This is a genomic window from Actinoalloteichus hoggarensis (assembly GCF_002234535.1).
In the GTDB taxonomy this organism is placed as follows: domain Bacteria; phylum Actinomycetota; class Actinomycetes; order Mycobacteriales; family Pseudonocardiaceae; genus Actinoalloteichus_A; species Actinoalloteichus_A hoggarensis.
Genome location: NZ_CP022521.1, coordinates 2,625,478 through 2,638,123, shown reverse-complemented (window position 1 = coordinate 2,638,123; position 12,646 = coordinate 2,625,478). Strand labels below are relative to the sequence as shown.

The following is a 12,646-nucleotide window of genomic DNA, read 5'->3' as shown; positions in this document are numbered from 1 at the left end:
CCATGCGACTCGTCTTCGCGGGCACCCCGGAGCCCGCGCTCCCGGCACTGCGCACCCTGATCGATTCGGCACGCCACGAGATCGTGGCGGTGGTGACCAGACCGGACGCGCCCGCGGGCCGAGGCCGTCGGCTGCTGCGCTCGCCCGTGGCCGCGCTGGCGGAGGAACACGGCATCGAGGTGTTGACGCCGACGAAGGCCGGTGATCCCGAGTTCCTGGAACGACTGACGGAGCTGGAACCGGACTGCGCCCCGGTCGTCGCCTACGGCGCCATGCTGCCGAAGGCCGCCAGGGCCGTCCCCCGGCACGGCTGGATCAACCTGCACTTCTCACTGCTGCCTGCCTGGCGCGGGGCGGCGCCGGTCCAGGCGTCGATCCGCGCGGGTGACGAGATCACCGGGGCGAGCACGTTCCGCATCGTCAAGGAGCTCGACGCGGGGCCGGTGTTCGGCGTGGTCACCGAGCGGATCGGCAGGCGCGACACGGCGGGCGACCTGCTGGGCAGGCTCGCCGAATCGGGAGCGCGGCTGCTGAGCGCGACTCTCGACGGCATCGAGGACGGCACCGTGTCGGCGCAGGAGCAGCCGTCCGACGGCGTCAGTTACGCCGCGAAGATCACCGTGGAGGACGCCCGGCTGGACTTCTCGCAGCCTGCGCTGGCGGTCGACCGTGCCGCCAGGGCGTTGACGCCCGACCCGGGCCCGTGGGCGCTGTTCCGCGGCGAGCGGCTCAAGCTCGGACCGGTGCTTCCGGTGGTGGTCGACGAGCCGCTGCCTCCGGGTCGCATCCTGGTCGAGCGCAAGCGGGTGCTGGTCGGGACGGCGACCGACCCGGTGGCGCTGGGCGATGTACAGGCGCAGGGGAAACGGCGGATGGCGGCGACCGACTGGGCACGAGGCGTACGCATGGACGAAGGCGAGGAGCTGCGATGAGCCCGTCACCCGCGAGAAGAGACCGTCGCGGAGGGCCTTCCGGGCCGCCGCGAGGCAGGCAGGGCCCTCGTCGCCCGCCCACTCAGGACGCCGCCCGGGATGCCGCGTTGGACACCCTCACGGCGGTACGGGAGAAGGACGCCTACGCGAATCTGGTCCTGCCGAGACTGCTGCGGGATCGGCGGCTGACGACCCGAGACGCGGGGCTGGCCACCGAGCTGACCTACGGTGCCTGTCGGGCCTTCGGTCTGTTGGACACGGTGCTCGGCGACTGCAGTGACCGGCCGGTCGACGAGATCGACGGTGTCGTCCTCGATGCCCTGCGGCTGGGGTGCTATCAGCTGCTGCGCACCCGGATTCCGACTCATGCGGCCGTGTCGGCCACGGTGGAGCTGGTTCGTGGTCGAGCGGGCAGCGGCGCGGCGGGCTTCGCCAACGCGGTGCTGCGTCGGGTCTCGGAACGAACCGAGGACGAGTGGGTGGAACTTCTCGCCCCCGACGCGACATCCGATCCGATCGGACATCTGGCGCTGCGTCATGCCCATCCGAGGTGGGTGGCGGAGGCCTTCGCCGCGGCGCTCGGCGATGCCCGCGACGAGCTCGCCGAGGCGCTGGCCGCCGACGACGCGAGACCTGCGGTGCACCTGGTGGCCCGCCCCGGCGAGATCAGCTCGGCTGAGCTCGCCGCCGTCACGGGCGGCGACGAGGCCCCGTATTCACCCTACGGCGTCCGGCTTGAGGCCGGTGCCGGCGATCCAGCGGATCTGGAACCGGTCCGGGAACGACTCGCGGGCGTGCAGGACGAGGGCAGTCAGCTCGCGGCCTTGGCGTTGACCCGGCCGCCGGCCGAGGGTTCGGATCTTCGATGGCTCGATCTGTGTGCCGGACCGGGGGGGAAGGCCGCCCTGCTGGGCGCGTTGGTCAGTCTCGACGGCGGCACGCTGGACGCCGTGGAGCCCGCCGCGCACCGGGCCGACCTGATCCGTTCGCTGGTGCGCGAGCTGCCGGTCACCGTGCACGTCGGCGACGGCCGAGACAGCGGGCTGCCTGCCGGCGGCTTCGATCGCGTTCTGGTCGATGCTCCGTGCACCGGGCTCGGCGCGTTGCGGCGCAGGCCGGAGGCTCGGTGGCGACGCAGGCCGTCGGACGTCGCGGAGTTGGCCCGGTTGCAGGGCGAGCTGCTTCGAGCGGCGTTCGAGCTGGTGCGTCCGGGCGGGGTGGTGGCCTACGTGGTGTGCTCGCCGCACCTGTCCGAGACGGTCGAGGTGGCGCGGCAGGCAGCACGACTTCCGGGCGTGGTTCAGCTCGATGCCAGGCCGTTCTTTCCGGACGTGCCCGCCCTGGGCGACGGACCAGGTGTCCAGCTGTGGCCTCATCGCCATGGCACCGACGCCATGTTCTGTGCGTTGTTCCGGCGGGAGGCCGCCGCGCCGACCGCGTGACGATGACGACGTGTAGTCCGGCGGGAACACGGGTCCAGGTGTGGAGGCCCTCGGTCGGTGCCTCGAAGGCCTCCGTAGGCGCGGGCTCGCCCCCGGTCCTGTCTCCCCGCCCGCGCCGGGCCCTGTGAGGAGGGCACCGTATTCCTCGGCGTCTCGGCTGCCCCGGCACGCTCGAGTCCGCGGAGCGGAGTCGCGCCGGGCGGCCCGGGACAGGACCGGCTCCCCTGCCACCACGCCCGTCCCCGCCGAGGGACCGACGCTCAGACGAGGTCGAGGGGGTCGACTCGGACACGGATGACATCCGGTTCTCTGCGAGCGGTGCGGATGGCCATCGCCTCGGCGACCGAGGCGGCCAGGGCACGTCCCTGGCCGCGGGGGGCCCGCAGCAGCAGCCGTTCTCGCCCAGACGCTCCGTCGGCGTCCACCTCGCGCAGCGGCACCGGTCCGAGCACTTCGGTCCCCTCGGGGAGTCGAAGCAGCCCCTGTACCTGTTCCACGGCCTGTGGGACGGCGTCAAGCACCGCCATCCGTGCCGCGGGTGGAAAGCCCAGTTCTCGTCGGCCCGCGAGTTCGGCGGTCGCGTGCCGGACCGGATCCCACCAGACGAGCGCCTGGACCGGCGGCAGAGCGGACTCGGCCATGACGACGACCCGGCCGCCGTCCTCGGCGGACCGCACCAGGGCGGCGGCCGACAGCCATCGGCGGAGTGCCTCCTCCTCCGCGCGCAGGTCGGGCCTGGTCAGCAGCGCCCAGCCGTCCAGCAGCAACGCGGCGCCGTACCCGCAGGGTGCCAGCGGTTCCGCTCCCGGCGTGCAGACCACGAGCGCGGGCCCTGCCGGGATCGTGTCGAGCACGGCCGCGCCGCCCGAGGTTCGGACGACGACACCGGGGAACGCCCGTCCGAGTTCTTCCGCGGTACGCCCTGCCCCCACGACGACGGCGCGCAGCCTGCGCGACCCGCAGTCCGGACACCGGAAACCCGCCTCGGTGGCCCCGCACCAGCGGCAGGCGGCCGGTCGGGGCTCCCCGTCGGACGAACCCGGCAGCGCCAGCGGACCCGCACAGCGTCGACACCGGGCTCGGGACCGGCACTGCCCGCAGGCCAGCGTCGGAACGTAGCCACGCCGAGGGACCTGGACCAGCACGGGGGCGCCCGCGGACAGCGCGGCTCTCGCCGCCTCGAAGGCGATGCCGGGCAGCCGGGCACTGCGTGCCGCGGGGTCACGTGCCTCCTGCTCGGCGCTGGCCCCGACGGCGACGACTCGCGGGGCGCTTGCACGCACCGCGGCTCTGGTGGCGATGACCTCGTGGGCCCAACGGGTCTCCACCAACAGCTGTGCCTCCGCGGTCCGGGGGAAGCCTGCGACGATCATCCCGGCATCGACGAGCTGGGCCCGCAGGCCCAGCACCTCGCGGGTGTGCGGGTAGGGCGCGTGCGGATCGGAGTGCACGTCGTCACCGTCGTCCCAGACGATGAAGAGACCGGGGTCGGCGACCGGGGCGAAGGCCGACGATCTGGTGCCGACCACGATGCGTGCCGTTCCGCGCCGCACCGCCAGCCAGCGGCGGTAGCGCTTGGCCGGGCCGAGTCCCGCCGACAGCGCGACGACCTGATCCGCTCCGCAGAGCGCCGTGCAGGCGGCGGTCACGCGGACGACGTCTCGCTGGTCGGGCACCACGATGACGGTGCCTCGACCGGTCGCGGCGACCGAGACGGCCGCCTCGGCGAGTCGGAGGGGCCAGTCCTCACCGGGCAGCGGCTGCCAGACGGCTCGTGCGGGCTTCCCGGCGTGCAGTGCGCCGATGAGCTGTTCGCCGTGCTGATACCGCCGCCAGCCCGCGGCGTCGGGGCGCGGGGGCACCTCGGGGGCGGGTGGGCTCTCCTCCTTCTCGACGGCCGCGTGCCGTGGCGGGATGGCGAGCCGGAGGACGTCGGTCAAGGTGCCCGCGTAGCGGTCCGCGACGGCTCTGGCCAGCGTCGCGACCTCGGGGCTGAGCACGGGCTCCGCCGAGATGACCTTGTCGATCCACAGCAGCTTCCCGTCGAAGTCGGACTCCTCGGTTCGATCGAGCAGGTAGCCGTCGACGACCTGTCCCGCGAAGCGCAGGCGGACCCGGACGCCGGGTCGGGCCTGCTCGTCGAGATGAGCGGGTACGCGGTAGTCGAAGGTGTGGTCGAGATGGGCGAGCGGAAGGTTCACGCACACCCTGGCGACCGAGTCGGTCGATGCTCGCTGCCATTCCCCGCGTCGCGGAGTCGTCGACCGTGCCATGGCGTCGGGTCTACCAGACCCGACGGACCATGTCCGTGCTGCCTCACTGATCTTCGTGCCGGTGCCCGTTCCCGGGCCGCCGGGCGACGGTCGCTCCGCGATCGTGGATCGAGCCGTCGGCGACGCACGCCTGCCTCGACACGATGTGCCGATGACGTACGCGGGCACGGCACCGCTGGTCGTTCTCGGCGGCCTCGACGTCGACCAGGCAGCCGGGTCAGGGCGGGTTCGGCCGTGGTATCCGAGCTGTCGGGCGTCGGCGACTCCGACGCGGTGTTGGCAGTACCGGTGCGAGGACCGCCTGCCGGCCGACCGGACTCCGGGTCCCTGCCACGCCCGTATCGCGGACGGCGCCCACCCGGGCAGAGCACATCGTGTGGGGCTTCGCGGCGCCACGATCCGGTTCCGGAACGACGGCGGGATGCCGGGGACGCCTCGCCGAGCCGAGTCTGCGAGCGGTCTCGCCGCGCCGTGCCCGATCGGTCGCGGCCGAGTGCTCGTCGACCGCCATCGACCGTGCCTGCCCGGACAGACCCGGCAAGCCGTAGCCGCCGACCGCGGCGAGGCGGTGTCGTCCGGCGCGCGGAGGCGACCGATCCGGAGACGACGGCAGACGTCGAGCGTCTCGAAGCCGCCCCACTCCTCGCGATGGTCATCGCGAGCGGTGGACCGGCTCGTGTTCGGGCGTATGGCCCGGGGAGGACGAACCTGCCGCGGTGCGTGGCCTTCGACGATGTCGGCGGCGGCTCGAGCGGCGCGGTGTGCCCGCCGACGCATCGATCGAAGTCGAATCGTCGCGTCGACGGGCAGGTGCAAGGTATCGAGGATCGCCCGTCAGCGCGCCGCCGCAGGCACGTGGATCCTCGACGGTGCGGGGTCCGCCGTCGGTCGACGGCGGACGAGATCCGGCACCGCCCTCCCGGCGAGGGTCGCGGAATGACGGATTCCGCCGAGGCACGGTCTCGGCAGCCTGCCGCGCCGCCACGACGGACGTCCGGCGCGGCACACCGTCGTCGAGGGGCGGGGCGGACGACGGGCGCGGGGCGCCGTGTCCCCGCGCCCGCCGCCGTGCCGAGCAGACCCGACGGACGGCCCACGCCCGCGGCGACCGCCTCACCGACGTGATCGCCGGGCCGGAGCCTGTCCGGGAACGGCGACCTGGGTCCGCGCGACGGATTCGGCACCGTGCGGACCTGGTTCAGCTCGCAGCGTGCGATCCCGTGCCCCGTGGCGACGCAGGCCGACCGCCGGGCAGGCCGCCTCGACCGTGGAGACCATCCGCGTCGGCGAGTCGCGGCCCGCACGGTACGACGCGGGATCGCGGCTGACGACGAGGCACTCGTCGTCAGGCCCGCCCCGGCGTGTCTGCCGGTGCCCTCGTTCCGTCGGGATGGACGGTGATCGCCCCGGACGGGCAGACCTCCGCGGCCTCCGTCACGGCGGGCCGCCGCTCCGGACCGGGAGCGGCCGCCAGCAACAGGACCCGACCCTGTTCCTCGTCCTGATCGAACACCTCGGGACAGGTCAGGACGCACATGCCTGCCCCGACGCAACGATCCCTGTCGACCTCGACCCTCATCGACGCCGTCTCCTTACCAGGTCACCGGCAGGCTGTGCACGCCGTAGATGGCCATGTCGGTGCGCAGCGGCACCTCGTGCGGCTCCACCGCGAACCGCAGGTCGGGGAACTCGCGCAGCAGCGTACCGAATCCGACTCGCATCTCCACCCTGGCAAGCTGCTGGCCAAGGCACTGGTGGATGCCGTGTCCGAAGGAGAGATGCCTGGTCGAGCTTCGGGTCACGTCGAGCCGCTCCGGGTCGTCGAACCGTTCGGGGTCGCGGTTGGCCGCCGGGATCGAGAGGATCAACGTCTGCCCCGCGGTGACGGTCTCGCCGCCGAGTTCGACGTCCTCCAACGCGGCGCGCATCGTGCCGAACTGGATGATCGACAGGTAACGCAGCAGCTCCTCGACCGCGCCGTCGATCAACGTCGGATCGGCGCGCAACAGCGCCAGCTGATCCGGGTTGCTCAGCAGCGCCATGGCGCCGAGGCCGAGCATGTTCGCGGTGGTCTCGTGTCCGGCGACCAGCAGCACGAGAGCGATGTTGCGCAGTTCCTGATCGGTGAACTCGGTGTCGCTGATCAGCCCGCCGAGGATGTCGTCGGTCGGGTCGGCGCGCTTGGCGGTGATCAGTTCCGTCAGGAAGCCCTCGATGCTCGCGAACGCGGCGGCGAAGTCCTGCGGGGTCGTGTCCAGAAGCAGCAGGTCACGGGTCGCGCCCTGGAAGACGGCCCGCCGGTCGTAGGGCACGCCGAGCAGCTCGCAGATCACCAGTGAGGGGATCGGGAGGGCGAACGAGGACACCAGGTCCGCGGGAGGCCCCGACGCACGCATCGACTCGGCGTGCGACTCGACGATCTCGATGATCCTCGGCTCCAGCGCGCGCATCCGCCGCACGGTGAACTGCGCGGTCAGTTCGCTGCGGTATCGGGTGTGCTCCGGAGCGTCCATCCGGATGAACGAGCCCGGCTCCGCGGGCGGCGGCTGCGTCTTGCCCAGTGCGTGTTCGAAGGGGACGTGTCGCAGCTCCTGGCGGGCGCTGAACCTCGGGTCCGCCAGTACGGAGCGGATCAAGGTGTAGTCGGTGACCAGCCAGCCCTGATGACCGTCGGGGAAGGCCATCGGGTGCATCGGTCGTTCGCCCCGGAGCCGCATCAGCTCGGCCGGCGGGTCGAAGGGGTGATTCCGTGCCGTGGGCAGGGTCACCGTGGCGGGTAAGGCGGCGTCTTCGGTCATCGAGAACTCCATCTCCGCGGCGACGGAGAGCGGGATCGCCCTCATCGCGTCGCCCGATGATCACACTACTCCATCTTCGCGAATTTCGTGAAGTGTTCGAACTGGATAACATCGGCGGATGAATCCCGACACCCTGCACAACACCGGACCACCGCATACACCGGAAGAGCGCGACCCCGTCAAGGTCGCCCGCCTCTTGGAACGCCTCGCCCTCGGCTTCTCCGCCAGCGGGATTCCCCGAATGGCGGCGCGGGCGTTCGCGGCGATCCTGATCGCCGACGATGGTCGACGCACGGCCGCCGAGCTGGCCGCCATGCTGAACGCGGGAGCACCCGCGATCTCGGGCGCGGTCAAGCACCTCACCGAGAGCCGCATGGTCATCCGCGAACGAGAGCCCGGACAACGCCGGGACCACTATCGGGTCGACGACGACATGTGGGCCGAGCTCCTCACCCGACGCAGCGAATGGCTGCTGACGTGGCAGGAGAACGCGCGAGACGGCATGGCGATCATGGGACCGAGCACTCCCGCCGGACGACGTCTCCGAGAGACACACGAGTTCCTGGAGTTCATTCGCGGCGAGCTGCCGAAACTTCTGCACCGCTGGGCTGAACACCAGGCTGACCTGCGCAAGGCCGAGGCGAGCTGAGGACCGAGCCCGCACCATCCTTGGTCCTTCTCCTGGCGGGCCGGAGACCGCCTCAGGCAGGCACTCCGATCGCTCTGACCTGGTTCTACGGATGGCGCGGGCCTCGGCGAGCACGCGGGGCCGCCGCAGGCAGGGAGCCGGCGGCCGGACCGGAAGGTCTACGGGCTCGGCGTCGCGGAGACTCGTGCCCGACCGATCACCTCGCCATACGACTCCAGACCTCGAACCGCCGTCGAATCCTCGTTCTCCGCGTCGCTACGCGGCCGACTCTCAGGCTTCTCACACACCGTGGCGACGCCGTCCCGGCGTGCCTCGCGACACCGGTACCGGCCAGGGTGTGCGTCACATCGAAGGACACCGCAGCTCGATGACATGTCGAGATCGGCCGACGTCAGCCCGCCGTGGGCCGGCCGCCGACGGGTTCGGCAGGTGACCACAGCTCGGCGCGGTGCTCCGATACGGCCCACGATGCTCGGCAGACGCCGCCGGAGACGACGAACGGCGCCCACCTCGTCGAGATCGAGGCGAGCGCCGTGTCGGCTTCTCGAGATCGCGTCGTGCGATCGAGCTGGAACGTGCTGCTGCGGGACGCCGTCCGGTGGGTCGTCAGGACCCCGCGATGGAGCGCAGGGCCTCAGCCCGGTCGGTGCGCTCCCAGGGCAGGTCGCAGTCGGTCCGACCGAAGTGACCGTAGGCCGACGTCTGCGCGTAGATCGGCCGCAGCAGGTCGAGGTCGCGGATGATGGCGCCGGGCCGCAGGTCGAACACCTCGGCGATCGCCGCCTGGATCTTCAGCGGATCGACCGTCTCGGTGCCGAAGGTCTCGACGAACAGGCCGACCGGCGCCGCCTTGCCGATGGCGTAGGCGACCTGCACCTCCACCCTGGACGCGAGTCCCGCCGCGACCACGTTCTTGGCGACCCACCGCATGGCGTAGGCGGCCGACCGGTCGACCTTGGACGGGTCCTTGCCGGAGAACGCGCCGCCGCCGTGACGGGACATGCCGCCGTAGGTGTCGACGATGATCTTCCGACCGGTCAGGCCCGCATCGCCCATCGGGCCGCCGATGACGAAGCGACCGGTGGGGTTGACCAGGAGCCGGACGTCGGAGACGTCGAGACCGAGGTCGGCGATCTCCGGGTCGACGACCTTGGAGCGGACGTCGACGCCGAGCATGCGGTCCAGGTCGATGTCGGCCGCGTGCTGGGTGGAGACGACGACCGTGTCGAGCCGCACCGGCTGGTCGCCCGCGTACTCGATGGTGACCTGCGTCTTGCCGTCCGGACGCAGGTAGGGCAGTTCGCCGTTCTTCCGCACGGCCGTCAACCGCCGCGACAGGCGGTGGGCCAGGGCGATGGGCAGCGGCATGAGCTCCGGAGTGTCCGAGCAGGCGTAACCGAACATCAGCCCCTGGTCGCCTGCGCCCTGCCGGGCGATCTCGTCCTCCGAGCCCTCGACCCGGCTCTCGTGTGCCGTGTCGACGCCTTGGGCGATGTCGGGTGACTGGGCGCCGATGGCGACGTTGACCCCGCACGAATGGCCGTCGAAGCCCTTCGCGGACGAGTCGTAGCCGATGTCGAGGATGACCTCGCGGACGATCGTCGGGATGTCGGCGTAGGCGTCGGTGGTCACCTCGCCCGCCACGTGCACCTGTCCGGTGGTGACCATCGTCTCGACGGCGACTCTCGAACGCGGATCCCTGCTCAACAGCGCGTCCAGGATGGAATCGCTGATCGCGTCGCAGATCTTGTCGGGGTGTCCCTCCGTCACGGATTCAGAGGTGAACAACCTGCGGGCGTGCTGACTCACGTGACTCTCCATCCGCTTCCGGCCCCGGTTCGCCAGTTCACCGGGCGCTTCGAGTTGCGATCAGCGTATCCATCGGCGTCGTAGGGATTCTCAAGCGTGAAGCAGGGCGGAGACTCCGTCCCACACCATGGACGCGAGTTCCGATTTCGCCGCCCTCGGCAACGTCTGCTCTCGCCCGTCGGCATAGAGGAGCCAGCCCTCGTTGTCCTCGGTCTCGAACGCCCGGCCCTCGCCCACCTCGTTGAGCACCAGGAGGTCACAGCCCTTGCGGCGCAGCTTCTCCCTGCCGTGATGCAGAACATCGCCGCTGACGTCGCCGGTCTCCGCGGCGAAGCCCACGACGACGACACCGGGGCGACGGCCTGCCACCAGCTCGACGAGGATGTCCGGATTGCGGGTCAGCTCGAGCGCGTCGGGGTCCGCGGCGCCCTTCTTCATCTTGTGCTCGGCCCGGTTGACCGGTCGGAAGTCCGCGACCGCGGCGGACATGACGACCACGTCCGACTCGTCGGCGAGCCGCAGCATCTGCGCGCGCAGCTCGGCGGCGCTGCCCACCCGTACGACGTGCACGCCCGCCGGGTCCGGCAGGTCGGCGTTCGCGGCCACCAGGGTCACCTCCGCGCCACGCTGGGCGGCCACCCTCGCCAGGGCGTACCCCTGTCTGCCGGAGGATCGATTGCCCAGGAAGCGCACCGGGTCCAGGGGTTCGCGGGTGCCGCCCGCCGAGATCAGCACGCGGCGACCGTCGAGATCCCGCGGCAGCGCGTCGCGTCGGGCGAGCAGCAGCCGCGCCAGCTCGACGATCTCGGCCGGATCCGGCAGTCTGCCTCGGCCGGTGTCGGCGCCGGTCAGCCTGCCGCTGGCGGGCTCGGCGACCACCACGCCTCGCGCGCGAAGCGTCGCGACGTTGGCCCTGGTGGCGGGATGCTCCCACATCTCGGTGTGCATCGCGGGAACCAGCAGCACCGGGCACCGCGCGGTGAGCAGCGTGTTGGTGAGCAGGTCGTCGGCCAGTCCGTTGGCTGCCTTGGCGATCAGATCGGCCGTGGCGGGCGCCACCACGACCAGGTCGGCGGTCTGCCCCAGTCGGACGTGCGGAACCTCGGGGACGTCGGTGAAGACGTCCGTGTGCACCGGCCGCCCGGAGAGCGCCTCGAAGGTCGCCGAGCCGACGAAGCGCAGAGCCGACGCGGTCGGCACGACCCGAACCAGGTGACCGGACTCGGTGAGGCGCCGCAGCACCTCGCACGCCTTGTAGGCGGCGATGCCGCCGCCCACCCCGAGCACGACCTCGGGCGAACGGGACTCCGCCGCCCGCGAAGACGACGGTGTGGTCACTCGCCCTCGGTGTGCTCGAGCACTCCGGCGTGGATCTCGCGCAGCGCGATCGACAGCGGCTTCTCCCTCGGGCCGGGCTCGACCAGCGGGCCGACGTACTCCAGCAGGCCCTCGCCGAGTTGGGCGTAGTAGTCGTTGATCTGCCGAGCGCGCTTCGCCGCGAAGACCACCAGGGCGTACTTGGAGCTGACCTGCTCCAGCAGATCGTCGATGGGAGGGTTGGTGATGCCCTCCAGAGCGGTGCTCGGCGGCGCGCCCAGCGCGCCCAGTTCGGCAGGGGTGATCACGTGGTTGACTCCTGGGATCTGCTTGACGGACTCGTGGCACCGTTCCGCCGTGCTGCGCGCGGATCGGGCCCGGTCAACAAGGTTAGCAACTGTTCCGCGGCATGTTCGACGTCCTCGTTCACCACGACCACGTCGAACTCGCCCTGAGCGGCGAGTTCGCGTCGCGCGGTCTCCAGCCTCCGCCGTACGACGTCGTCCGGTTCGGTGCCTCGGCCGACGAGTCGGGACACCAGCGCGTCCCAGCTCGGCGGGGCGATGAAGACGGTGAGGGCTTCGGGAAGCGCTTCCCGAAGGCTTCTGGCGCCCTGTAGATCCAGTTCGACCAGAGCCGGACGTCCGAGGGCCAGCCGCTCCTCCACGGGCTTGCGAGGGGTGCCGGATCGGTGCGTGCCGCCGTGGATCTCGGCCCACTCCAGCAGATCGCCGTCGGCGATCGCCTGGTCGAACCGCTCCGCGGCGACGAAGTGGTAGTCCCGGCCGTCGACCTCGCCAGGGCGGGGCGCCCTGGTGGTCATCGAGACGCTGAACCACAGATCGGGGATGAGCTCCCGGAGCCGGGCCACCACACTGCTCTTGCCGACACCGGAGGGGCCGGCCAGTACCACCAGCCGGCCCCTCCTTGATGAATCACTCACTCGCTGCTGAATTCGGCGAGCAGCGCCTTGCGCTGCCGATCACCCAATCCACGCAGACGACGACTGGACGCGATTTCCAAGCGTTCCATGATCTGCTGGGCCCGGACTTTGCCGACTCCCGGAAGCGCTTCCAGCAGTGCGGACACCTTCATCTTGCCCAGGACCTCGTCGGCTTCCGCGTCGGTGAGCACCTGCTTCAAAGTGGTGCCACCGCGCTTCAGGCGCTCTTTCAACTCCGCCCTGGCGCGGCGGGCAGCAGCCGCTTTCTCCAATGCTGCGGCCCGCTGCTCCTCGGTCAGCTGGGGAAGGGCCACGATCTCCTCCGTGGTGTGGGTTCCTCTGGATCGGTGCCGCGACCGTACCGACCGCGTCTGACGCGGCACAACACGGGTCCGGCCTACCCAGGCGATTCTCACCTGGGCGTTCGCCTTCGGTGGCGCGGGCGCACAAGCTACCGCCATGCGTAGAGCGCTCATTACCCAG

At 71.4% G+C, this 12,646-nt stretch carries 11 protein-coding genes; 3 read left to right on the top strand and 8 right to left on the bottom strand.

What is annotated here, in order from left to right; all coding sequences use genetic code 11:
• Window positions 1-2 precede the first annotated feature (2 nt).
• Together fmt and AHOG_RS11620 are read left to right on the top strand one after the other, a co-directional pair.
• Window positions 3-932, top strand: coding sequence for a methionyl-tRNA formyltransferase (gene fmt / locus AHOG_RS11625; RefSeq protein ID WP_093941371.1), 930 nt, complete (start codon window positions 3-5; stop codon window positions 930-932).
• Window positions 929-2,374 (top strand): RsmB/NOP family class I SAM-dependent RNA methyltransferase, encoded by a 1,446-nt coding sequence (locus AHOG_RS11620; protein WP_093941370.1) that lies wholly within the window; start codon window positions 929-931, stop codon window positions 2,372-2,374. The genes fmt and AHOG_RS11620 overlap by 4 nt, the downstream gene beginning before the upstream one ends.
• 260 nt (window positions 2,375-2,634) lie before the next feature.
• On the opposite strand, the gene AHOG_RS11615 is transcribed toward AHOG_RS11620, so the two are convergent.
• From AHOG_RS11615 to AHOG_RS11600, 3 genes are all read right to left on the bottom strand, one after another.
• On the bottom strand, window positions 2,635-4,647 hold the full coding sequence (locus AHOG_RS11615; protein WP_093941369.1) for a primosomal protein N': 2,013 nt from the start codon (window positions 4,645-4,647) through the stop codon (window positions 2,635-2,637).
• 1,345 nt (window positions 4,648-5,992) lie between these two features.
• Complete coding sequence (locus AHOG_RS11605) at window positions 5,993-6,226, bottom strand: ferredoxin (protein ID WP_093941367.1); 234 nt, start codon at window positions 6,224-6,226, stop codon at window positions 5,993-5,995.
• Between the two features lie 13 nt (window positions 6,227-6,239).
• The gene (locus AHOG_RS11600; RefSeq protein WP_093944375.1) at window positions 6,240-7,445 is read right to left on the bottom strand and encodes a cytochrome P450; all 1,206 of its coding nucleotides are present in this window, start codon (window positions 7,443-7,445) and stop codon (window positions 6,240-6,242) included.
• Between the two features lie 118 nt (window positions 7,446-7,563).
• Between AHOG_RS11600 and AHOG_RS11595 the strand changes: the two genes are divergently transcribed.
• The gene (locus AHOG_RS11595; RefSeq protein WP_157736770.1) at window positions 7,564-8,094 is read left to right on the top strand and encodes a GbsR/MarR family transcriptional regulator; all 531 of its coding nucleotides are present in this window, start codon (window positions 7,564-7,566) and stop codon (window positions 8,092-8,094) included.
• A 606-nt stretch (window positions 8,095-8,700) separates the two neighbouring features.
• On the opposite strand, the gene metK is transcribed toward AHOG_RS11595, so the two are convergent.
• The 5 genes from metK to mihF form a co-directional block, all read right to left on the bottom strand.
• A complete protein-coding gene (gene metK, locus AHOG_RS11590; RefSeq protein WP_184450835.1) occupies window positions 8,701-9,915 on the bottom strand; it encodes a methionine adenosyltransferase in 1,215 nt (404 codons plus the stop codon).
• A 78-nt stretch (window positions 9,916-9,993) separates the two neighbouring features.
• Complete coding sequence (gene coaBC, locus AHOG_RS11585; protein WP_093941366.1) at window positions 9,994-11,241, bottom strand: bifunctional phosphopantothenoylcysteine decarboxylase/phosphopantothenate--cysteine ligase CoaBC; 1,248 nt, start codon at window positions 11,239-11,241, stop codon at window positions 9,994-9,996.
• Entirely contained in the window at window positions 11,238-11,528 is a 291-nt protein-coding gene (gene rpoZ / locus AHOG_RS11580; protein ID WP_075740370.1) for a DNA-directed RNA polymerase subunit omega, read from the bottom strand. The genes coaBC and rpoZ overlap by 4 nt, the downstream gene beginning before the upstream one ends.
• On the bottom strand, window positions 11,525-12,175 hold the full coding sequence (gene gmk / locus AHOG_RS11575) for a guanylate kinase (protein ID WP_211290635.1): 651 nt from the start codon (window positions 12,173-12,175) through the stop codon (window positions 11,525-11,527). The genes rpoZ and gmk overlap by 4 nt, the downstream gene beginning before the upstream one ends.
• Window positions 12,160-12,477 carry an integration host factor, actinobacterial type gene (gene mihF / locus AHOG_RS11570; protein WP_069848754.1) on the bottom strand — a complete coding sequence of 106 codons (318 nt, stop codon included), beginning with the start codon at window positions 12,475-12,477 and terminating at the stop codon, window positions 12,160-12,162. The genes gmk and mihF overlap by 16 nt, the downstream gene beginning before the upstream one ends.
• Between the last annotated feature and the right edge of the window lie 169 nt (window positions 12,478-12,646).